Source organism: Massilia sp. METH4, assembly GCF_037094685.1.
Taxonomy (GTDB): domain Bacteria; phylum Pseudomonadota; class Gammaproteobacteria; order Burkholderiales; family Burkholderiaceae_D; genus Rugamonas.
Genome location: NZ_CP146614.1, coordinates 278,085 through 298,496 on the forward strand (window position 1 = coordinate 278,085; position 20,412 = coordinate 298,496).

The 20,412-nt window shown below is 66.0% G+C and carries 20 protein-coding genes; 7 read left to right on the top strand and 13 right to left on the bottom strand.

Annotation, left to right across the window (positions count from 1 at the left end; genetic code table 11):
• Window positions 1–148: 148 nt before the first annotated feature.
• Window positions 149–2,437, top strand: a complete 2,289-nt coding sequence (locus tag V6Z91_RS01310) for a TonB-dependent receptor (protein WP_338772141.1) — start codon at window positions 149–151, stop codon at window positions 2,435–2,437.
• Window positions 2,438–2,579: 142 nt separating this feature from the next.
• On the opposite strand, the gene V6Z91_RS01315 is transcribed toward V6Z91_RS01310, so the two are convergent.
• Window positions 2,580–3,347: a class I SAM-dependent methyltransferase gene (locus V6Z91_RS01315; RefSeq protein ID WP_338765598.1), complete on the bottom strand. Its 768-nt coding sequence runs from the start codon at window positions 3,345–3,347 to the stop codon at window positions 2,580–2,582.
• Window positions 3,348–3,450: 103 nt separating this feature from the next.
• Between V6Z91_RS01315 and V6Z91_RS01320 the strand changes: the two genes are divergently transcribed.
• Window positions 3,451–4,221, top strand: a complete 771-nt coding sequence (locus V6Z91_RS01320) for a helix-turn-helix domain-containing protein (protein WP_338765601.1) — start codon at window positions 3,451–3,453, stop codon at window positions 4,219–4,221.
• A 69-nt stretch (window positions 4,222–4,290) separates the two neighbouring features.
• Here V6Z91_RS01320 and V6Z91_RS01325 read toward each other — a convergent pair whose 3' ends face one another.
• Window positions 4,291–5,229: an AraC family transcriptional regulator gene (locus tag V6Z91_RS01325; RefSeq protein ID WP_338765603.1), complete on the bottom strand. Its 939-nt coding sequence runs from the start codon at window positions 5,227–5,229 to the stop codon at window positions 4,291–4,293.
• Between the two features lie 2 nt (window positions 5,230–5,231).
• Between V6Z91_RS01325 and V6Z91_RS01330 the strand changes: the two genes are divergently transcribed.
• Window positions 5,232–5,588 carry a cupin domain-containing protein gene (locus tag V6Z91_RS01330; RefSeq protein ID WP_338765606.1) on the top strand — a complete coding sequence of 119 codons (357 nt, stop codon included), beginning with the start codon at window positions 5,232–5,234 and terminating at the stop codon, window positions 5,586–5,588.
• 16 nt (window positions 5,589–5,604) lie between these two features.
• Here the strand turns inward: V6Z91_RS01330 and coaD are convergent, their stop codons facing one another.
• From coaD to V6Z91_RS01360, 6 genes are all read right to left on the bottom strand, one after another.
• The gene (gene coaD, locus V6Z91_RS01335; protein ID WP_338765609.1) at window positions 5,605–6,720 is read right to left on the bottom strand and encodes a pantetheine-phosphate adenylyltransferase; all 1,116 of its coding nucleotides are present in this window, start codon (window positions 6,718–6,720) and stop codon (window positions 5,605–5,607) included.
• 254 nt (window positions 6,721–6,974) lie between these two features.
• Window positions 6,975–8,351, bottom strand: a complete 1,377-nt coding sequence (locus V6Z91_RS01340; protein ID WP_338765612.1) for an ATP-binding protein — start codon at window positions 8,349–8,351, stop codon at window positions 6,975–6,977.
• Window positions 8,348–9,007, bottom strand: a complete 660-nt coding sequence (locus V6Z91_RS01345) for a response regulator transcription factor (protein WP_338765615.1) — start codon at window positions 9,005–9,007, stop codon at window positions 8,348–8,350. Before V6Z91_RS01345 ends, V6Z91_RS01340 begins: the two co-directional genes overlap by 4 nt.
• A gap of 37 nt (window positions 9,008–9,044) precedes the next feature.
• Window positions 9,045–10,550, bottom strand: coding sequence for a DegQ family serine endoprotease (locus tag V6Z91_RS01350; RefSeq protein ID WP_338765618.1), 1,506 nt, complete (start codon window positions 10,548–10,550; stop codon window positions 9,045–9,047).
• A 179-nt stretch (window positions 10,551–10,729) separates the two neighbouring features.
• Complete coding sequence (locus V6Z91_RS01355; RefSeq protein ID WP_338765620.1) at window positions 10,730–11,182, bottom strand: Hsp20 family protein; 453 nt, start codon at window positions 11,180–11,182, stop codon at window positions 10,730–10,732.
• 158 nt (window positions 11,183–11,340) lie between these two features.
• Window positions 11,341–11,796: an Hsp20 family protein gene (locus V6Z91_RS01360; protein ID WP_338765623.1), complete on the bottom strand. Its 456-nt coding sequence runs from the start codon at window positions 11,794–11,796 to the stop codon at window positions 11,341–11,343.
• A gap of 216 nt (window positions 11,797–12,012) precedes the next feature.
• On the opposite strand from V6Z91_RS01360, the gene V6Z91_RS01365 reads away from it, so the two are divergent.
• Both V6Z91_RS01365 and V6Z91_RS01370 read left to right on the top strand, forming a co-directional pair.
• Window positions 12,013–13,917, top strand: coding sequence for a peptidase M61 (locus tag V6Z91_RS01365; RefSeq protein WP_338765626.1), 1,905 nt, complete (start codon window positions 12,013–12,015; stop codon window positions 13,915–13,917).
• Window positions 13,918–14,012: 95 nt separating this feature from the next.
• Window positions 14,013–14,639, top strand: coding sequence for a glutathione S-transferase N-terminal domain-containing protein (locus V6Z91_RS01370; protein WP_338765628.1), 627 nt, complete (start codon window positions 14,013–14,015; stop codon window positions 14,637–14,639).
• Here the strand turns inward: V6Z91_RS01370 and V6Z91_RS01375 are convergent, their stop codons facing one another.
• From V6Z91_RS01375 to imuA, 4 genes are all read right to left on the bottom strand, one after another.
• Window positions 14,640–15,401 carry an alpha/beta fold hydrolase gene (locus tag V6Z91_RS01375; RefSeq protein WP_338765630.1) on the bottom strand — a complete coding sequence of 254 codons (762 nt, stop codon included), beginning with the start codon at window positions 15,399–15,401 and terminating at the stop codon, window positions 14,640–14,642.
• 291 nt (window positions 15,402–15,692) lie between these two features.
• Complete coding sequence (locus V6Z91_RS01380; RefSeq protein ID WP_338765633.1) at window positions 15,693–16,199, bottom strand: hypothetical protein; 507 nt, start codon at window positions 16,197–16,199, stop codon at window positions 15,693–15,695.
• A 114-nt stretch (window positions 16,200–16,313) separates the two neighbouring features.
• The gene (locus V6Z91_RS01385; RefSeq protein WP_338765635.1) at window positions 16,314–17,789 is read right to left on the bottom strand and encodes a DNA polymerase Y family protein; all 1,476 of its coding nucleotides are present in this window, start codon (window positions 17,787–17,789) and stop codon (window positions 16,314–16,316) included.
• The gene (gene imuA, locus V6Z91_RS01390) at window positions 17,719–18,426 is read right to left on the bottom strand and encodes a translesion DNA synthesis-associated protein ImuA (RefSeq protein WP_338765637.1); all 708 of its coding nucleotides are present in this window, start codon (window positions 18,424–18,426) and stop codon (window positions 17,719–17,721) included. Before imuA ends, V6Z91_RS01385 begins: the two co-directional genes overlap by 71 nt.
• Before the next feature lie 168 nt (window positions 18,427–18,594).
• Here imuA and V6Z91_RS01395 point away from each other — a divergent pair, with 168 nt between their 5' ends.
• Window positions 18,595–19,014: a hypothetical protein gene (locus V6Z91_RS01395; protein ID WP_338765639.1), complete on the top strand. Its 420-nt coding sequence runs from the start codon at window positions 18,595–18,597 to the stop codon at window positions 19,012–19,014.
• 39 nt (window positions 19,015–19,053) lie between these two features.
• Entirely contained in the window at window positions 19,054–19,176 is a 123-nt protein-coding gene (locus tag V6Z91_RS01400; RefSeq protein ID WP_338765642.1) for a hypothetical protein, read from the top strand.
• A 43-nt stretch (window positions 19,177–19,219) separates the two neighbouring features.
• On the opposite strand, the gene V6Z91_RS01405 is transcribed toward V6Z91_RS01400, so the two are convergent.
• Window positions 19,220–20,287 (bottom strand): PHB depolymerase family esterase, encoded by a 1,068-nt coding sequence (locus tag V6Z91_RS01405; RefSeq protein WP_338765645.1) that lies wholly within the window; start codon window positions 20,285–20,287, stop codon window positions 19,220–19,222.
• Window positions 20,288–20,412: the final 125 nt, after the last annotated feature.

Here is a 20,412-nt window from a genome sequence, read left to right on the forward strand (position 1 = left end):
GGAGAAGCCCTTGTCCACACTACGCCTTGCCGTCCTGTCCGCCCTGTATGGATCTTCCGCCCTCGCCTTCTCCCCCGCCGCGCTGGCCCAGGCCCAGGCGGCAACGGAGCCGGTGCAGGCGCCAGTGCAAATTAGTACGCCCCAGCAGATGCAGACCGTGAGCATCGTCGGTTCGCGCCGCGCCACCAGCTCGGCCACCGATACCGTGGTGCCGATCGACGTGATCCCGCTGACCGGCGCCGCCGAGAAAGGCGGCCAGTTTGACCTGTCGCAGACGCTGACCAATATTTCCCCCTCGTTCAACTCGACCCGCCAGTCCGGTGCCGACGGTGCCGACCTCGTCGATTCGGCCGCCCTGCGCGGCCTGGGTTCGGACCAGACCCTGGTGCTGGTGAACGGCAAGCGCCGCCACACGTCCTCGCTGGTGAACCTGTTCGGCGCGCGCAACCGCGGCAACACGGGCACCGACCTGAATGCGATCCCGATGCTGGCGATCCGCGACGTGCAGGTGCTGCGCGACGGCGCCGCCGCGCAGTACGGCTCCGACGCGATCGCCGGCGTGATGGACATCGGCCTGAAGAAAAGCCTGGGCTGCGAAGCGGTGACGGGCTATGGCCAGTACTCGGCCGGCGACGGCGAGAACTGGCTGGCATCGGCCTACTGCGGTATCGCCCTGGGCGGCGGCGTGGTCGGCATCACGGCCGAATACCTGGATCGCGGCCGTTCGGACCGCTCCGAGCCGGGCAACCCGCGCATCATCGGCGACTCGAAGACGGAAAACCAGACGCTGTACGTGAACGGCGAGATCCCGACCGGCGTGGCGGGCGGCACGGGCAAGTTCTACTTCACCGGCGGCGTGCAGAAGCGCGACGCCTCGTCCGCCGCCTTTGGCCGCGGCGGCATCGGTACCGACGATATCCCGAGCCGCAACTCGGCCGCGATGTATCCGGAAGGCTTCGTCCCGTTCATCAATGGCGACATGGATGACCGCTACGCGATCGTTGGCCACCGCGCGCGACTGGGCGAGTGGAATGCCGACATCTCGCAGACCTACGGCTACAACCGCCTGATGTACGACATCAGCAACACGCTGAACGCCTCCATCGCCAATGCCGACCTGCTCGCTGGCGGTCGCGGCATCAGCCCCAACAGCTTCGATGCGGGCGGCTTCTCGTTCGAGCAGTGGACGACGAACGCCGACTTCGCGCGCTACTTCGACGGCGTGCTGGGCAAGGGCCTGAACGTGGCCTTCGGCGCCGAGTACCGCGTCGAGAAATACAAGATCTTCGCCGGCGAGCCGGGTTCCTACATCGATGCCGACGGCGTGGGCAATGGCGGCAACGCGGGCAGCCAGGGCTTCCCCGGCTTCCAGCCCGGCGACGTGACGAACGCGCGCCGCCACAGCACCGCCGCCTACCTGGACATGGAAGCGGACCTGACCGATGCGGCCAAGCTCCAGGGCGCCGTGCGCTGGGAAAAATACAGCGACTTCGGCTCCACCGTGACCGGCAAGCTGGCCGGCAGCTACCGCGTGGCACCGACCACGCTGCTGCGCGCCTCGGCCAGCACGGGCTTCCGCGCCCCGTCGCTGCAGCAGGCCTACTTCTCCTCCACGTTCACCGACTTCATCGGTGGCGTGCCGACCGACGTGGTGCTGGCGCCGAACGGCGGTGCCGTCGCCACGCTGGCCGGCATTCCGAAGCTGAAGGAAGAGAAGTCGACCAGCTTCACCCTGGGCACGACGTGGACGCCGACGCCGGCGATTTCCGTGACGGCCGACCTGTACCACATCAAGATCCGCGACCGCATCGTGCTGTCCGGCCGCTTCGATGCCGACAACTATCCTGAACTGGCGGCGCGCCTGTCGACGCTGGGCGTGGGCCAGGCGCAGTTCTTCGTCAACTCGGTGGACACGAAGACGCAGGGCCTGGACCTGACCGCCTCGCACCGCGGCACGCTGTTCGGCAACCGCCTGACCACCTTCCTGGCCGCGAACTTCTCGAAGACGACGGTGGAAGACATCCACGCCCCGGCATCGCTGGCCGGCTACGAGGACGTGCTGCTGTCCGAGCGCGAGCGCCTGTTCATCGAACAGGGCGGCCCGCGCCGCAAGGCCACGCTGGGCTTCAACTACGTCGCCGGCCCGCTGGATACGGACTTCCGCATCATCCACTTCGGCCCGCAGACCCTCGGCACCTTCAGCGGCACCGCCGCCGGCGTGCCGAACCTGTACTACAAGGCCAAGACGTCGGCCGACGTGTCGGTGGCCTACAGCTTCACCCAGAACATCAAGTTCACGGTGGGCGCCAACAACATCTGGGGCGCCAAGCCGACCGCACAAAACCCGGACGAAACCGACAACGGCTTCAAGTACGACAGCGTGCAGTTCGGCCTGAACGGCACCTCGTACTTCGCGCGGCTGCATGTGAAGTTCTAAGAAGCGCCCCCTGGAACCGGTGCCTTGCCAACACCGGTGACAGGCTCCGATTCTTGGGAAATATTTCCTAAAAACCGGTGACAGGCTCCGCCTCTTGGGAAACATTTCCTGAGAATCGGTGCCTGTCACCGGTGTTCTCTTGTCACGTGGCTGCCGCCGCGATCAGGATCGTGTCCACCGTAAAGCTGCCGTCTTCCTCGATGGCGAAGTAATCGCGCACCTCGTTCGGCGCACGCTGCTGCAACGACCGGATGGCCGCCACATGCGTGGACGGCGTCTTCATCCGTTCCACCCAGGACGGGAAGTCCAGGCGCAGGCGGAACCGCGTTTCCTCCGCGATGGAAAATCCAGCGGCGCCCAGCATGGTGCGCCATTCCGCGGGCGACGCATTGCGCACGTGCGACGGGTCGCGCAGCAATTCGAGGCTTTGCAGCCACGTGTCGAGCAGAGGCACGCCCGGCGTGGCGACGTCCATCACGATCATCGTTCCGCCCGCTTTCAACGCGCGGCGCATCTGCGCGAGGCCGGCCGGCACGTCGTGCCAGTGGTGTGCACTGTACCGGGTGACGGCCACGTCGAAGGAACCCGAGGGGCACGGCAGCGCTTCGGCCGCGCTGCGCCTGGTCACGACATTGGCGAGCCCGCGCCGGGCTGCTTCGTCGGCCACCACGCGCAGCATGTCGTCGGAGAGGTCGCAGGCGACCACCTTGCCCACCTGCGGCGCCAACCGGAACGTGACATGCCCGCCGCCGCAGCCCATGTCCAGCGCGATCGCATCGGGGCGGCTGCCCACCAGGTTCACGATCCGCTCCAGGTCTTCGCCTTGCGCGTGGACCGCGCTGGTGAGATAGGCATGTGCCTGCGGACCGAACTGGCTGTTCACGTGTTCATTGTGGCTATGGGCGTTCATGAAGACTCCAAAGATAGGGTTGGGAAGTCCATTGTGTTCCCGCCTTTTAACTGGTACAAGATAGCAGCTTATTCTGGTATAAATCCCGCCATGTTCCGTACCCATGACCCAGCCTGATCCCCGCCGCCTGCTCGGCGCCTTCATTCGTGCCCACCGCGAGCGGCTGCCGCCACCCGTTTCCGGCGTCGGCCGACGCCGCACGCCAGGGCTGCGCCGCGAGGAGCTGGCCGACGCGGCGGGCGTCAGTACCACCTGGATCACATGGTTGGAACAAGGACGCGAGGTTGCGGCCTCCGCCGCCGCGCTGGCCCGGCTGGCCGATGCCTTGCGGCTCACCTCGGCCGAACGCGCGTCGATGTTCGACCTGGCCCGCAAGCGCGACCCATCGCCTGCCAGCGTCATCGCCGACGTCCCCGCGGACCTGCTCGCCCTGCCCTCGCTGGTCACCGTGCCCGCCTACCTGCTCGATCGAACATGGACTGTGCGCGCCTGGAATGCCCCGGCCGCGCGCCTGTTCAGCGGCTGGCTGGATGAAGACGCCGCGGATCGCAACCTGATGCGCTTCGTCTTTCTCTCGCCGCTCGCGCGGGCCTTGATCGCGGACTGGCCGGAGCGCTGCCAGCGCCTGGCGGCCGAGTTCAGGGCCGATTACAGCCGCTGCCCGCACGATGCGGCGTTCCTCGCGCTGATCGAGGACCTGTCAGCGGGGAGCGAGGCCTTCTCGCGCTGCTGGAAGGAGCAGGCCGTCCTGCATCGGGAAGGCGGTGAGCGGGTGTTCAATCACCCGTCGGATGGCATGCTGCGGCTCAGGCAGACGACACTGCTGGTGGCGGCGCAGCAGGAGTGCAAGCTGGTTTGTCTATCCCCGGCGTGATTGCCGGAAGTAACGACAGTATTTCCCGCTTGCTCAGGGACGCACGAAAAACTCCTGGCTGGAGGCTGGTCATCCCCCGGTTGCGATCGGTGACTTGGCGCCAGCGCACGTCATCGTCCGCCACGCCGATGGCGTGACACCTACGCTGCCCTTGAACCGCCGGGTGAGGTGGCTCTGGTCCGCGAACCCGCATTCCAGCGCCACCAATGCGAGTGGCATGCCGAGGCGGATGCGGGCTTGCGCTTGCGCGATGCGGACGGCATTCAGGTACATGTGTGGCGGCATGTGATACGCCGCGCTGAACGCCCGGGTCAAGTGGGCACGGGACAAGCCTGCCGCGGCGGCCAGGTCCGATACCGTCATGTCGTTCGCGTAGCAAGTACGGATATAGTCTTTCGCCCGGGCCAGCGCCGCGGCACCGGCGTCGAGACGGGCCATGACGGTAGATTCCGGGCGCTCCCCATGTCGGCATAACATCGTGCCCAGGAACGCAAGCATCAGCGATTCCACGCGCAGCGACTCGGCAGGTGTCTCCGCCAGGCTGATGGACAATCTGCTGAAGCGTTCCGCCATCTCAGCATCGGTGACATGGGGTTTGGAGAAATACCGCTCGCGGGCCGGACCATCGGCCGTCACGCCGCTGGTGATGAACTCTTCGGGCACGTACCAGATCGTGTAGCGGAAGCCATCCTCCGTGCCGCCCCTGCCGTCGTGGTCATCCTCCGGATTGAACAGCACGAAATCGCCGGGCTGGCTGTCATACTGCCTTCCCTTGCAGCGAAAGCGCTGGATGCCATGGGTGGTGGTGCCGATCGCGAAGCTGTCGTGGCTGTGCCGTTCGAAGGCATGGTCGGCAAAGCTTGCCCGCATCAGCGTTACGCCATTGGCCAGGGCGCCAAACGTGGCCTGGTTGAGCGGCTGACGGGGATCGGGACTCATGCAACGATTGTACAAGACCACGCTGGCCGGCAAGGCAAGAATGGCACTTTCACCTTTTCGGGAAGCCATCCATGCAGACTCCGATCGACCTGGCCGGCAAGCTGGCCACCTTCAACGAGGCCTGGCAGCCTCGCACCGTCGCGCTGTTCAATGGCCATGATGTGATGGTCGCGAAACTGCGCGGCGAGTATCACTGGCACGTTCACGACAACACCGACGACTTCTTCCTGGTCCTCGACGGCCATCTCGAGATCGACCTCGAAGGTGGCGCGACGGTGACACTCGCGCCCGGCCAGATGTACATCGTTCCAAAGGGCGTGCGCCACCGGCCGCGGGCACGGGACGAAGCGCATATCCTGCTGATCGAGCCGACGGGAACGCCGAACAGCGGCGATCCGCTGACGGCGGCCCCGCGCCGGGTCATCTAAGCCGCGCCGGCGCCCTTCACGCCAGCTGCGCGATCTCCCGCGTCATGTTGACGATGGCCGGCTCGTTGTACTGCTCCGAAAACCACGGATCGGCATACAGCGTGCCGCCATAAGCCTTGCCGCGCAGGTGTTCGAGCACGCGGGCGCGCTGCTCGCCGTAGCGCTCCTCGGGCACGTGGCCGTATTCGGCGCGGATGCCGCGCATGTAGTGGCCGTACACTTCCTCGTTCTGCCCCAGGATCGCCAGGTCCACGCCCAGCAGGATGTCCTTCAGCGGGTGCGCCACGTCTCCGCCCTGCAGGTGGTCGGTGGCGCGGATCAGCGTGGCCACTTCTTCCGCGCGGGCGGCATCCGGTTCCAGCCCGCTGCCCAGCCACAGCCGCGCGCTGGCCTCCTCGTTCGAGATGGCCGACGGCTCGTGGCCGTAATGCGCGTCGTGGAACCAGAACGCGGCGCGTACGAGATCCGCGTCGCGCGCGGCGGCACCCGTGTTGGCGGCCCAGGCGCGAATCTCGGCCAGGCCGTGCACCAGGTGGTCGAGGTTGTGGTAATGGCGCGTGGCGCCGCCGTAGGCATCGGCCCCCGTCAGCCTGGCGAACCACTCCGTGTCGCCGGGGAATAGCGCCTGCCATTCCTTGTGCAGCCAGCTCGTGATCCAGGCGCGGTAGGCGGGGCCCGGCACGAATTTCTTCGTCGTCCAGTTCCAGCCGACCGGGCCTTCCAGCGCCTTGACGAAGCTCGAGCTCACCGAGCCCAGGTCGCGCGGCGGCATCACGAACAGCGTCTTGGCGCCGCCGATCACTTCCACGTTGGTTTGCTGGATCAGGTTCTCGTAATCGAAATCGGCCGTGCTGCGGATGCCGCGGATCAGGTAGTCCACGCCGTGCTTGCGCGCCACGCGTGCCGTGTAGTCGCTCTTCACGATCAAGACCTGCACGTTGTCCCACTGCCGCTCGGCGCAGCTTTCCAGCACGATGGCGCGCCGCTCCTCGGCCGAGAAGCGCGGCTGCTTGGTGGAGTTCTGGGACAGGAAGACGATCACCTCGTCCGCGATCGAGCGGGCTTCGCCGATCACCCACATGTGGCCATTGGTGATCGGGTCCAGCGTGCCCGAGAAACCGATTTTTTTCATGCGCCGCCCTGTTGGCTGTCTGTCATGATCGGCATTCTATCGTGGACAGGCGCGGAGGCAGACTGAAACACTGTCGACAGGGCATCGGAGAACCGATGTGCGACACCCGGAGGGCGAAACGCTATCGACAGGGTATGGGAAAACCGGTGTCGGACACCCGGAGGGTGAAGCGCTATCGACAGGGTATGGGAAAACCGGTGTCGGACACCCGGAAGGTGTCCGACACCAGTGCTCGAGCGCTGGTGGATTGAGTGTCAGGCGGCGGACTTCGCGAGCTGCACCTTGGCGGACGGCTTCGCGCCGGGGAAGGTCACGCGCACCAGCAGGCCGCCGAGGCGGCCGGAGGCGTCCAGCGCCAGCGTGGCACCGTGCCGCTCGGCGATGGCCTTGATGATGGCCAGGCCCAGGCCGCTGCCGGTGGCGGTGCTGCCGGGCACGCGGTAGAAGCGGTTGAACACGCGCTCGCGTTCTTCCGGCGAGATGCCGGGGCCGCTGTCCTCCACCACCAGTTCGGCGCCGGTGTCGAGCTGGCGCACCGACACGTCGACGGTGCCGCCGGATGGCGTGTACTTGATCGCATTGTCGACCAGGTTACGCAGCAGCACCCGAAGGGCATCGGCCTGGCCCTGCACGGTGACGTCGGCCACTTCGTGGATGCCCAGGTCGATCTCGCGTGCCTGGGCCGCGCCCACCATGTCGCCCAGCGTGCGCCGGGCCAGCTCGGCCAGGTCGACCGGGTCCATCTTCGGCTCGGCCGCTTCCTGCCGGGCCAGCACCAGCAATTGCTCGACGAGGCGGGTGGCGCGCTCGATGCCGGCCGTGAGCCGGCCGATCGCCACCTTGCGGGCCTCGGGGTCCTCGGCGCGCTCCAGGCTCAGCACCTGCAGCTTGAGCGCCGCCAGCGGCGAACGCAGTTCGTGGGCGGCGTCGGCCACGAAGTGCTGCTGGGCGTCGAAGGCCGTGCGCACGCGTCCGAACAGCAGGTTCAGCTCGTGCACCAGCGGCTTCACTTCATCGGGCAGGTCGTTTTCGGAAACGGGGGATAGATCGTCCGCCTGGCGCGAGGCCACCTGCCGGCGCACGCGGGCCACGGGCGCCAGCGAACCGCTGACCACCCACCATACGACCAGCATCAGCATCGGCGCCATCAGCGCGATGGGCCCCACGGTGCGCAGCGCCAGCGCGCCGGCCATGCGCTTCCTCACCGACATGTCCTGGGCGATCTGCACCGTCTGGTTACTGGTCTGCACGGAGAACACGCGGTAGGTCGTACCCTTCGCCTTCACGTTGGAAAAGCCCAGCACGGCGCGCTGCGGCAGCTCGGCGCGGGAGATGGAGCGGAAGACCTGGATGCCGTCCGGCGTCCATACCTGCACCACCATGTCGTCGTTGCCGGGATCGGCGCTGGGGCCGTTGTGCGTGTTGGCCAGCGGCGCGCCGGAGCGCAGCGCCAGCGCCATCTGCTGCATGTGGTAGTCGAAGATCTGGTCCGCGTCGTGCAGCGCGCTGCGGTAGGCGATCATCGCCTGCGCCAGCGCCGCCATCGAGATCGCCGCCAGCAGGAACCACAGCAGGCGGCCGCGCAGCGAGTGCGTGTTGACTTTCACGCGGTAGACCTTCGGCACCTTCATGCTTTCGGCACCATATAGCCGAGGCCGCGCACGTTCTGGATCAGTTCCGCGCCCAGCTTCTTGCGCAGGCCGTGGATGTACACCTCCACGGCATTGCTGTTCACCTCATCCTTCCAGCTGTACAGCTTTTCCTCCAGCTGGGCGCGCGAGAGCACGATGCCGGGCCGCGCGATCAGCGCTTCCAGCACGGCCCATTCGCGGGCCGACAGGTTGACCTGCTGGCCGCCCGCGATCACCTCGCGCGTTTGCGGGTTGATCGACACGCCCTTGTGCTCGAACACGGGTTCGGCGCGGCCCGCCGAGCGGCGCAGCAGCGCGCGAATGCGGGCCAGCAGCTCGTCGAGGTCGTAGGGTTTCAGCACATAGTCGTCGGCGCCCGCGTCGAGGCCGGCGATGCGCTGCTCGACGGCGTCGCGCGCCGTGGCCACCAGCACCGGCGTCAATTCCTTGCGGGTGCGCATCGAGCGCAGCACTTCGAGGCCGTCCTTGTGGGGCAGGCCCAGGTCGAGCAGCACCAGGTCGTAGGTCTGGGTCTGCAGCGCGGTGTCGGCCATCGCGCCATCCTTCACCCAGTCGACGGCATAGTGCTCGGCCCGCAACAGGTCGAGCACCACTTCGCCGATCATCACATCATCTTCCACGAGGAGGAGGCGCATTTTATTTTCCTTTCTTTCTTCATCCAGGCGGCGCAGTTTATCCCAATCGCACGGGAATAAAAATGCGTTCCTCGCCGCGCTGGATCAGCAGGGCCACCGACTTCGACGATTTCGATACCACGTCGCGCACCTGCTCCACCGAATTGACGGGCCGGCCGTTCACGGAGAGCAGCACGTCACCCGGCTGCAGCCCGGCACTGGCCGCGGCGCCGCCGGCCCGTTCGATGACCAGGCCGGAAGCGAGCCCCACGGCCTGCTTCTCGACCGGGTCGAGCGGGCGCAGGGCCAGGCCCAGGCGCGATTTCGCGGCCGGCGTATCGTCCTCGTCCACGGCGGCAAGGGTGCGGTCGGTGGCATTGCCCAGCTTGCCTGCCAACTGCACGGCCTTGCCTTCGCGCCAGACTTCCAGCGTGACCTTATCGCCCGGCTTGGCCAGTGCGACGAAGGCGGACAGGTCGCCGGAAGCGACGATCTTCTGGCCGTTCACGGAACGCACTACGTCGCCCGGCTTCAGGCCGGCCTGCTCGGCGGGGCTGCCCTTTTCCACGTTCGCGATCAGCGCGCCTTCCGGCGACGGCAGGTTGAACGAATCGGCAAAGCTCTGGCCCACCTCCTGCACCAGCACGCCCAGTTTCGCGTGCACCACCTTGCCGGTAGAGACGATCTGGTCCTTGATGCGCTGCGCCACGTCGATCGGGATCGCGAACGACAGGCCCTGGTAGCCACCGGTCTGGCTGTAGATCTGCGAGTTGATGCCGACCACTTCGCCCTTCGTGTTGAACAGCGGGCCGCCCGAGTTACCGGGGTTCACGGCCACGTCGGTCTGGATGAACGGCACGCTGCCATCGTCCAGCGAGCGGCCCTTGGCGCTGACCACGCCGGCCGTGACCGTGTTCTCCAGCCCGAACGGCGAGCCGATCGCCAGCACCCATTCACCCACCTTCACGTCCATCGATCGGCCCAGCGGCACCACCGGCAGGTTCTTCGCGTCGATCTTCAGCACGGCCACGTCGGTCTTCGGATCGGAGCCGAGCACCTTGGCGCGGTACTCGCGGCGGTCCGTCAGCTTCACGGTCACTTCGCTCGCATCGCGCACCACGTGGGCATTGGTGAGGATCAGGCCATCGGCGCTGACGATGAAGCCGGAGCCCACGCCATGGCTGGGTGCTTCGCGGCCGCCGCGCCCCTGCGGGCCCTGGAAGCGGCGGAAGAATTCGAAGAACGGATCGTCCGCGAACGGCTCGCCGCGGCCCTCATAGGCCGTGCGCACGCTGCCGGTCGTGCTGATGTTGACGACGGCCGGGCCGTTACGGTTGGCGATCACGGAAAAATCGGGCAGCGCGATCATCGGCGCCGGGGTCGGCGCCGGCGCGCCCGCGGCGGCATTGGCCGGCACGGCGGGTGCGGGCGTGGTGCCGACCTGCGCCCCGGCGGGTGCTTCATGGTTGCCCTGGACTGCGATTGCCGCGCCTGCGCCCAGTACGCCGACCGCGCACAGGGCCAGGACCAGGCGTTTCAACGTCAAGACCTTGTCCTTGCTCATTTCTGTACTCCCCATTGAATCAAATTCGATGCTTGCAATATGAGGTCATCAGCTTATGCGGCCCTTAACGGCGCCGTACCTTGCGCCACCCTGCCGTCCGGCGTGGCGCCAAAACGCAAAAAAGGCCGGGTCGCCCCGGCCTTTCGTACCACTTCAATGCAGGCCGAAGCCCTCGGATTTTATGCAGCTTCGCGGTTCTGTTCCAGCGCGGTCACATTGCTGGTAACACCGTCGATCGCGATCTTGCGCGGCCGGAAAGCTTCGGGCACTTCGCGCACCAGGTCGATCGTCAGCATGCCGTTGTCGAACGCGGCGCCGGTGACCTTCACATGGTCTGCCAGCTGGAAGCGCTGTTCGAAGTCGCGGGCAGCGATGCCGCGGTGCAGGAACGTGCGTTCCTGGGTTTCCTTCTGCTTGCGGCCGGTGATCACCAGCGCATCGCGCTCGGTCTGGATATCCAGCTCGGAGCGGTCGAAGCCTGCCAGTGCCATCACGATGCGGTATTTATCCTCGGCGACCAGCTCCACGTTGTAGGGCGGGTAGGTCGGCGCTTCGGCGGCGTTCAGCAGGTTCGCCAGGCGATCGATGCCGATGGCGGTACGGTACAGGGGAGACAGGTCAAAAGTACGCATGATCGTATCCTTTCATTAAGCGATATCGGTGCGGTCCCCAGGCGGGCAACCGCGGGTACAAAGGTCAACAAACAATTTTTTGGGGCGGGCCGGGTCGTTCCACAGCCCGCCGGGCCCGCCGGATGGCGGGCCGCCTCAGCTGATCACTCAGGGGCCAGTCAGGCCGCGGCGCGCGATTGCTCGATCGCGGGGGCGCCGTCGGCGCTGGCGCCGATCTCGATCTTGCGCGGCTTGAGCGCCTCCGGCACTTCACGCACCAGGTCGATGGTCAGCATGCCGTTCTGGAACGACGCGCCGGTGACCTTCACGTGGTTGGCCAGCTGGAAGCGCTGCTCGAAGTCGCGCGCGGCGATGCCACGGTGCAGATAGGTGCGCTCGACGCCATCCTTCTGCTTGCGGCCCACGATGAACAGGGTGTCGCGCTCGCTGGTGATGTCGATTTCCGAGCGGTCGAAGCCGGCCAGTGCCATCACGATGCGGTACTGGTCCTCGGACACGAGTTCGATGTTATACGGGGGATAGCTGGGCTGGGATTCGGCGCTGTTCAGCATTTGTGCCAGGCGGTCGAAGCCGATGGCGGTGCGGTACAGCGGAGTCAGGTCAAAAGTACGCATGATGGATATCCTTTCAAAGTCAAGCGATATCGAGCCGGTCAGTTCGCATCCGGCTCTCCTCTCGGCCCCCTTCTGGGCGACCGATGCACCCAATATACGGCAGGCGAAAAAGGTTTCAAGGGGGTTCTTTTGAAAAATTTTGGTTTTACATTTTGAAACATTTCACGTTTCCTGCGTGCTACACTCGCCCGCTTGGACAACCCGACCATATCGCCGATGACCCTGCCCTTCCCCCTGCGCGCAGCGATCCTGCCTGCCTTGTTTGCAACCACTGTCTTCGTCAATGCCAGCGCCAACCCGCTGCCGCCCTCGCTGGACCAGCCCTACCCCGGCACGATCCAGATGAAGATCGATGCCTCGGACACCGCCCGCAACATCTTCCGCATCCAGCAATCGATCCCCGTGAAACCGGGCAAGCTGACCCTGCTGTATCCGCAGTGGGTCACGGCCCAGCACGGCCCGACCGGCGCGCTGCACCAGCTGGCGGGGCTGAAGGTGTCGGCCAACGGCAAGCCGGTGGCGTGGAAGCGCGATCCCCTGAACGTGTTCGCGTTCCAGGTGGAGGTGCCGCAGGGCGCGAAGACGCTCGACGTGGAATACCAGCACCTGTCGCCGAACGAGACGAGCCAGGGCCGCATCGCGATGACGCCGGACATCCTCGGCATCCAGTGGCAATCGATGACGATGTACCCGGCCGGCTACCACGTGCGCCGCATCCCGATCCAGACCACGCTGACCCTGCCGGCCGGGTGGCAGTACGGCACGGCGCTGGAGACGGCTTCGCGCCAGGGTGACGAGGTGCGCTTCAAGCAGACCGACCTGGAAACCTTCATCGACTCGCCCGTGTTCGCCGGCCGCCACTTCAAGCAGATCGACCTCGATCCAGGCGCGAAACTGCCGGTGCGCCTGAACATCGTGGCCGACACGCCGGAAGCGCTGGAAGCGAAGCCGGAACAGATCGCCCCGCACCGCGAGCTGATCAAGCAGGCCTATAAACTGTTCGATTCGCAGCACTACGCGCACTACGATTTCCTGTTCGCCCTCTCGGACGAGTTCGGCGGCGTGGGCCGCGAGCACCACCAGTCCAGCGAGAACGGCGTGAAGGCCAATTACTTCACCGAGTGGAACAAGACGGAAGCCGTGCGCACCCTGCTGCCGCACGAATTCACGCACTCGTGGAACGGCAAGTTCCGCCGCCCGAAAGGCCAGGACGTGCCGAACTTCAATACCCCGCTGGACAACAACCTGCTGTGGGTCTACGAAGGCCAGACGCAGTACTGGGGCCAGGTGCTCACCGCCCGCTCCGGCCTGGCGCAGCAGTCCAGCGTGCGCGACATGATCGCCAACATGGCGGCCACGTATGCGAACGTGCAGGGCCGCACCTGGCGCCCGGTGGTGGACACGACGAACGACCCGATCATCAGCCAGCGCCGCCCGCAGGTATGGCCGAACTGGCAGCGCAGCGAGGACTATTACTCGGAAGGCGCGCTGATCTGGCTGGATGTCGACACGAAGATCCGCGAACTCTCGGGTGAAAAACGATCCCTGGACGACTTCGCCCGCCTGTTCTTCGGCGTGGACGATGGCGCAATCCAGGCCAAGCACTACACGTTCGACGACGTGGTGAAAGCCTTGAACACCGTACAGGCCTTCGACTGGGCGCCGTTCCTGAAAAAACGCGTGGAGGAAACCGGCCCCGCCCCGCTGGACGGCCTGGCCCGCGCCGGCTGGAAGCTCGTCTACACGGACAAGCAGACCGACTTCCTCAAGGGCGTGGAAGAGCAGAGCCGAACGGCCAACTTCCAGTACTCGCTGGGCTTCTCGGTGGGCAGCGACGGCAAGATCGTCGCCATCGTGTGGGATGGCCCGGGCTTCAAGGCGGGCCTGTCCGGCAATACCACGCTGCTGGCCGTGAACGGCCGCGCCTACAAGCCGGAGCTGCTGCGCGCGGCCATCACCGCGGCCACGAAGGACAGCAAGCCGATCGACCTGCTCGTCAAGCGCGGCAACGATTACCGCACCGTCTCGCTGGACTACCACGGCGGGCTGAAGTATCCGCGCCTGGAGCGCGTCGAGGGCACGCCGGACCGCCTGCAAAGCATCCTGCAGCCGCGTAAATAAGGCATCGCCTCCGGGCTGGACGGGCGCACCTCCTTTGCGGGATGTGCGCCCGTTTTTCCTTGGTCACGCTACAGTTGTTTGAACTGGAGACCGCGATGATCACACTGCATACCTGGACCACCCCGAATGGCCGCAAGCCCATCATCCTGCTGGAAGAGCTGGGCGTACCTTATGAGACCGCGCCGGTCGACATCGGCAGCGGCGCGCAATTCGATCCCGAATTCCTGAAACTGTCGCCGAACAACAAGATCCCCGCCATCGTGGACGACGAGGCGGAAGGCGGAGCGCTGTCGCTGTTCGAAAGCGGCGCGATCCTCACCTATCTGGCGGACAAATACGGCAAGTTCCTGCCCCCATCCGGCCCGGCGCGCTGGCAGGCCATGCAATGGCTGCACTGGCAGATCGGCGGGCTTGGCCCGATGCTGGGCCAGCTCGGCTATTTCGCCCAGCAGGATGATGCCTTCGGCCTCGAGCGCTTCGTGAAGGAAGGCGGCCGGCTGCTGACCGTACTCGATACGCAGCTGGGCCGTTCCGAATACGTGGCCGGCGACGAGTACACGATCGCCGACATCGCCTGCTATCCCTGGATCATGGCGGCCAGCGAGCGGCTGCCGGAGATGCTGGCCGAGTCGCTGGGCAAGCCGAACCTGCAACGCTGGCTTTCGCTCGTCGGCGCGCGCCCGGCCGTGCAGGCCGGCATGAAATGGAAGCCGCGCGGCTGATCAATCCTTCAGATAGCGTTCGCTCCACGCGGCGATCAGGTTCGCCACGTACACGGCATCGTCGCGCTTCGTGAGCAGGTGATCGGCCGTATCGAGCGATACATAGCTCTTCGGGTGTTTCGCCGCGATGAAGATGTTCATCGCATTCTCGATGCCTACCGTGGTGTCGCCGGGTGCGTGCATCACCAGCAGGGCCTTCCTCATCGCGCCGATCTTGTCCTTCAGCTTCTGCTCGGCCACGTCCTCGAGGAATTGCTTGCGGATGCGGAACGGCCGCCCAGCCAGCTGCACTTCCGCTTCCCCTTCGGCCGTGATCGTGTCGATGTGGTCGCGGAACAGGTGCGTGACGTGGGACGGGTCGCTGGGCGCGGCGATCGTCACCACGGCCTGCGCTTCCGGCACCTGGCCGGCCACGGCCAGGGTGGCCGCGCCGCCCAGGCTGTGGCCGATCAGCAGGCGCGGCGCGGCGAACTGCTCGCGCAGGTAGCCAGCGGCGGCCAGCAGGTCTTCCACGTTCGACGAGAAATTGGTGTTGGCGAATTCGCCTTCGCTGGCGCCCAGGCCCGTGAAGTCGAAACGCAGCACGGCGATGCCGTGGTCCGTCAGCGCCTGGGCGATGCGGCTGGCCGCGAAGACGTCCTTGCCGCAGGTGAAGCAGTGGGCGAACAGGGCGTAGGCGCGGGCCGAGCCGTCCGGGGCGTCGAGGCGGGCGGCCAGCGTGGCGCCGCGGGTGCCGGGGAAGTCGAGTCGTTGTGCGCGCATTGAGGGTCTCCTGGTTGCCTGTCCAATGCCACTACTGTGCACGGGGAGTGGCGGCTGGACAAGGCGCGGCGACTCTCTCCTTTGGCAGAGGTCGGCCGGGCGGTGGGTCTTCGATGAGCCACTTGCCCGGCCAGAATCTCCGCCAGCATGTCCAGCCAGTTGTTCAGGCTTCGTTTTCTATAAATCCTTGGTACATGTCGTTCTGGTCTTCTTCTTGCCGTGCCGATAGGTGGTGGTGGTATGCAGGTAGCAAGTGTGCTCGCCTTCGGAATTGACGCGCGGCGAAACGGATTACTCCTCCTTCAGCACCAGCCGGCCGTTTGACCAGCAATGCCGCGCGGTATGGATATCGACGGCCCCCCCTTTCCCGAAGCCGGTAACGCAACGCCTGTCGCGCGGATCGATGTCCAGCCCCATGATCACGGACAGTCCTTCATGTTCGACGAAGCGTCGGCGCACGGGATCATACAGAAACGCGGTATTGCTTGTGTTGCCGATGGCGGCAACGCTACTGACCAGGACCAGGTCCCCACAGCCGTCATTGTTGTAATCCCTGCCGTCCACGAGATTGCCGCTGTCTTCGCTGTCGCCGTAATAGTATTCGAGATTGTCGAGTACCTGCACGGTCCGGTCGGCACGGTCCGTGATGCGCATGCTGCCTGCTGTCGGCACGGATGCTGTTTTCGGTATCCAGGTGAAGGTGAACGTATTTTTGGCATCGGGATCGCACTGCTTGCCTGCGCTCCACGCAGGCGCCGAGGCCAGTCCCAGCAAGGCAATGAATATTGTGCGCCACATTTTTCTTCTCCCATGTCGCAAATGCTGAACGAGGAATCCGCTCGACACGGCTTGCGAACCTGCAAATGAATATTTTGGAGCGTACAAGTTTAGCTGGACTCTGGCTGGAAGCGATCAGCCAAACAACCCATGCAGATACCACCGCGGCTCCGCCTCCTCCTCCCCACCCGGCAGCCGCTCCCGAAACACCCAGTAATGCGCATTGTCCTCCCCTACCGCAATGAAGTAATCGCGCGTCTGCGTATCGCTCCACCACCCCGCCTCGATCCGCTCGGCGGCCGATACCATGCGCAGCGGCGAGCAATAAAAGGGCCGGTGGTCGCGCACCAGCAGCGCGATGGGCTTTGGCAGCAGCCACGCGGGCCGCGGCAGGCCGCCGGGTGGCAGCCGCGCCGCGATATCGGCGGCGCGCACCTTTTGCTGCACGCTCACCCAGGCGTTCGCATGCTCGGGCCGGTAATCGGCCTTGGGCGCCGCCTGCAGCACGTTTTCTGGGCCCAGGCGCGCCAGCAGCAGCTCGAACAGGCGCAGCCGGTCTTCCACGCTGCCGCCCGGTTCGGGGAACAGCGAATCGGATAGCGGCGCCATCGGCTTCACGTTTGGAGCTTCCAGCACGAGGCCGATCACGGGCGCTTCCAGCGTGAGCTTGGCGAGCCGCTCCTTCAGCAGGCGCACCAGGTGGTCGTCGCGCCACACCGCCTCGGCCAGCACGATCTCGACCGGCGTGGGCGGCCGCGCCACCCTGCCCCGCTCGTGCTCCAGCAGCAGCACGATGCGTGCGACGGCCAGCTGGCGGGCGTTCAGCCAGCCCGTCATCTGCTGCAGCAGGCGGCAGGCTCCGGCCAGCAGCAGATCCGTGTTTTCGATGCGGCCGAACAGTTCCAGCCTGGCCTGGAAATTGGCGGGTGCCTCGATCCAGCGGAACATCTCGGCCGTGTGACCCAGCGCGGCATCCAGCACGTCCAGCAAGTCGCGGCCGCAGCGCCGTTGCAGGCCCGGCCGGGGCAGGCGCGCCACGTCGCCCACCGACAGGCAGCCGATGCCTTCCAGCCATGCCATGTACGGCCGGGCCGGCGGCAGCAGGCTGGCGGGCAGGCGGTGCAGGCGCCGCGTCATCGAATCGATCTTCAATGCCCGCCCTGCCCCGCCGCGCGCCAGCAGCCAGGCGCCGCGCGCCGTGGGGGCCACGCCTAGCATGGCAGTGAAACCCAGCGTGCGCAGGCTCGTTCGCACCAGCGCGCACAGCCGGCGGATGCCGCCGAACAGGCGCAGGCTGGCGCCCACGTCCATCAGCAAGGTGGCTTCCTCGCCCTCGGCGACCTGCGGGGTGAATTGCAGCAGCGCCATCGCCACGGCCTGCAGCGCTTCCGCTTCCCGTTCGGGGACGCGCTCGTGCAGCTGGATTTCCGGCGCCATCATCAGCGCGCCACCACGGCGCATGCCCGGCAGCACGCCGGCGCGGCGCGCCTCTTCCGAGGCGGCCAGCACCACTTCGTGGTCCAGCACGGCCGTGAGGGTGTCAGCCGACCAGCTCGGGCAGAACACTTCGAGCGGGAGCCGGGGCAGGTGCAGGCCGATCCACAGGCGCATGGCGTTGCAGTAAAGAAGGAGTCAAGGGCAGGAACAATGGCGCATCGCGTTGCGGCCCCCGGCGTTTTACAAAATCGATTTCCAGCCCGCCGGCGGCGGGCCGCAGCGCCAGCCGCAGCGGTGCCGGCGAGGCGTCCTGTGCCGCCGCCAGCGGCCGCATCAGGCAGAACAGCGTTTCGCTGCTTTGCGCCGCCAGGTGCAGGCGGCGCAGCGCTTCGCCGCGCACGTGCTGCTGCCACAGCAGCAGCGCGCCGCAGCAGCCGCTGCGCAGCACCTGCTCGGCGGCCCACAGCGCATCGGCGCTCTTGCCCGTGTTGCGGATCCAGGTCAGCTGGGTGGGCGCAATGCCCAGCGCGGCCAGCGCCAGCGCCTGGGGCGCGTACGGTGGCTGCACCAGCACGATGGGGCGCCGCAGCGCCGCCAGCACCGGCTGCAGCAGGCGCATCTCGCCGATGCCCGGCTGCTGCAACAGCAATTCCACCAGCGTGCCCGTCGGCCAGCCGCCGCCCGGCAGCTGGGTCGACAGTACCGGGTAGCCGGTGTCGACGCAGCGGTCGTGCGATTGCGCCAGTTGCGATGCAAGCCAAAGTGAGGGATGCACGGTTTCCGGCGCCAGCAGTGGAGCAAGATGGGCCATTGTTGATGATGCGGAGAAATACTGTATATACGTACAGTACTATCGATGGGGCGTTTTGGCAATGACAATTTGACAATCGTGCGCGAGCGGACTCGGCTTGAGACGTGGCAAAACGCTGGGTCACGGATCCGTGCTTAATCGAAAACCAGTCTCGTTGAACCTGCGATCATGCTCTGGACCACCATCAATATTCTCGTGCCGGTACTACTGCCCTACCTGATGATCCTGCTGATCGCGCTGGACCAGATCGTCCACGATCAGCCCGGTTCGGGCAGGACCACGTGGCGCAAGCTGCTGAAGAAATCGGTCGATACCGGCCAATTGTTCTGGACCGCGATTTCGATGCTGGCCGCCACTGCCCACGATGCAATCGAGGCATGGCCCCGACATCCTGCCCACCACGATATGATCGGCCTGATCTGCGCATTATGCTTGCTGACGGGCTTTGTATGCACTGTACTCGTGGGCTTCAGTACATTGCGCACGGCTACCGGCGGCAACACCAACTGGTATGTGATCGGTGCTTCGATCCTGATCACGGGTGCACTGTGCATCCTCTACCCTGTCACCCATTTCTGGCTTCGATAGTGATAGACTGATGCTCTGGTTGAAGCAAAGGAGGCAGCGATGCTCGAATACATGGAAAAAATCGTACGGGACGATGCCAAGTTCGCCAAGGTGATGGTTTCGCTGACGGCAGCCGTGCTGGTGCTGTGTGGAACGATGATCACGATCATCGTCACCCACTGATTCGCATTCTTCTCCACAACAAAGACCGCCGCGGCGGTCTTTTTTATCGCCGGTGCTTGCCGAAAAACTCCAGCATCATCCGGCTCGCGTCCGGCCCCTTCGCGTGGAAGGCGATCTTCGGATCGCCGCCGCTCCACGCATGGTCCAGCGTATCGATGCGCACCACGCGCAGCACCACCTTGTTGCCCACCAGGTAGTCGCGGATTTCATGCCCACTGCGGGTGCCACGCCGCGTGACCTTCACCGGCGCATCGGGCGGCACGCCATTCAGGAGCAGGCTCTGCCGCACGAGTTGCTGCTGGTTCACGGCATGCACCACCGTATCGGCATCGCCCTGGAACAGGATCGCCGGCATCAGCGGGAAATCCGCGCGCCGCGCCAGCACTTCGCGGATCGCCGGTTCGGTGCGCAAGCCGCCGCCGTGGCGCATCACGCCCAGCGCGCCCACGGTGCCATGCCCGGCACCGAACACCGGTCCCGAATGCAAGCCCACTGCCGCGAACACGTCGGGGAAATTGAGCGCCATGATGTTGGCCATGCCGGCGCCGGCCGAGATGCCGCACACGTAGACGCGGCGCCGGTCGATCGGGTATTGGGATAACACCCTGGCGAGGATCGCCGCCACCGGTTGCACATCGCCACCACCCGCCTGCGTGGCCCGGTCGAACCAGCGCCAGCAGCGCTGCGCGTGCACCGTCACCGATTGCTGAGGGTACAGCACCGCAAAGCCCTTCTTTTGCGCCACCGTGTTCATGCGCGTGCCCTGCGCGAACTGGGTGGCGGTCTGCTGGCAGCCGTGCAGCATCAGCACCAGTGGGAGACCCTGCGGCGGCACTTCGCCTTGCGGCAGGTACAGCCAGTACGGCATCTGCTGCGCACCGCTCGCATGATGGCCGGCGAGCCACTGTCCCGGCGCCACCGGGGCCGCCGGCGGCGTGCGCACGCGCGGCGCCGCGAGGACAGTACTCGCACTCTTGGCCGGCCGCTTGCGCACGCTGCCTTTCGGCACGGCGAACATCGTGTCGACGATCTTCGCCGCGGCCTTGCGCTGGGCGGTGCCCGCTTTCATCAGGGAACGCACCAGGCGCGCACCGGCATTTCTCTTGACCATGCTTCCTCCGACGTTGTCCAGCCCGCATCGAACGGGGCCAGGCCACACTATTGAATTCCGGTAAGGACGCGAAAAATCCGCTTGCGCTATTCTGGCATGCGCACCGCCGGGCGATGCGCGGCGGC

Excerpts from the sequence above, each read along its gene's own strand:
- V6Z91_RS01405 (WP_338765645.1), bottom strand. The coding sequence starts at position 20,287 with ATGGTCAAGAGAAATGCCGGTGCGCGCCTGGTGCGTTCCCTGATGAAA.
- V6Z91_RS01340 (WP_338765612.1), bottom strand. The coding sequence starts at position 8,351 with ATGAAGGTGCCGAAGGTCTACCGCGTGAAAGTCAACACGCACTCGCTG.
- V6Z91_RS01330 (WP_338765606.1), top strand. The coding sequence starts at position 5,232 with ATGCAGACTCCGATCGACCTGGCCGGCAAGCTGGCCACCTTCAACGAG.
- V6Z91_RS01315 (WP_338765598.1), bottom strand. The coding sequence starts at position 3,347 with ATGAACGCCCATAGCCACAATGAACACGTGAACAGCCAGTTCGGTCCG.
- V6Z91_RS01320 (WP_338765601.1), top strand. The coding sequence starts at position 3,451 with ATGACCCAGCCTGATCCCCGCCGCCTGCTCGGCGCCTTCATTCGTGCC.
- imuA (WP_338765637.1), bottom strand. The coding sequence starts at position 18,426 with ATGGCCCATCTTGCTCCACTGCTGGCGCCGGAAACCGTGCATCCCTCA.
- V6Z91_RS01325 (WP_338765603.1), bottom strand. The coding sequence starts at position 5,229 with ATGGCTTCCCGAAAAGGTGAAAGTGCCATTCTTGCCTTGCCGGCCAGC.
- V6Z91_RS01350 (WP_338765618.1), bottom strand. The coding sequence starts at position 10,550 with ATGAGCAAGGACAAGGTCTTGACGTTGAAACGCCTGGTCCTGGCCCTG.
- V6Z91_RS01400 (WP_338765642.1), top strand. The coding sequence starts at position 19,054 with ATGCTCGAATACATGGAAAAAATCGTACGGGACGATGCCAAGTTCGCC.
- V6Z91_RS01365 (WP_338765626.1), top strand. The coding sequence starts at position 12,013 with ATGACCCTGCCCTTCCCCCTGCGCGCAGCGATCCTGCCTGCCTTGTTT.
- V6Z91_RS01380 (WP_338765633.1), bottom strand. The coding sequence starts at position 16,199 with ATGTGGCGCACAATATTCATTGCCTTGCTGGGACTGGCCTCGGCGCCT.
- V6Z91_RS01375 (WP_338765630.1), bottom strand. The coding sequence starts at position 15,401 with ATGCGCGCACAACGACTCGACTTCCCCGGCACCCGCGGCGCCACGCTG.
- V6Z91_RS01310 (WP_338772141.1), top strand. The coding sequence starts at position 149 with ATGCAGACCGTGAGCATCGTCGGTTCGCGCCGCGCCACCAGCTCGGCC.
- V6Z91_RS01360 (WP_338765623.1), bottom strand. The coding sequence starts at position 11,796 with ATGCGTACTTTTGACCTGACTCCGCTGTACCGCACCGCCATCGGCTTC.
- V6Z91_RS01345 (WP_338765615.1), bottom strand. The coding sequence starts at position 9,007 with ATGCGCCTCCTCCTCGTGGAAGATGATGTGATGATCGGCGAAGTGGTG.
- V6Z91_RS01395 (WP_338765639.1), top strand. The coding sequence starts at position 18,595 with ATGCTCTGGACCACCATCAATATTCTCGTGCCGGTACTACTGCCCTAC.
- V6Z91_RS01385 (WP_338765635.1), bottom strand. The coding sequence starts at position 17,789 with ATGCGCCTGTGGATCGGCCTGCACCTGCCCCGGCTCCCGCTCGAAGTG.
- coaD (WP_338765609.1), bottom strand. The coding sequence starts at position 6,720 with ATGAAAAAAATCGGTTTCTCGGGCACGCTGGACCCGATCACCAATGGC.
- V6Z91_RS01370 (WP_338765628.1), top strand. The coding sequence starts at position 14,013 with ATGATCACACTGCATACCTGGACCACCCCGAATGGCCGCAAGCCCATC.
- V6Z91_RS01355 (WP_338765620.1), bottom strand. The coding sequence starts at position 11,182 with ATGCGTACTTTTGACCTGTCTCCCCTGTACCGTACCGCCATCGGCATC.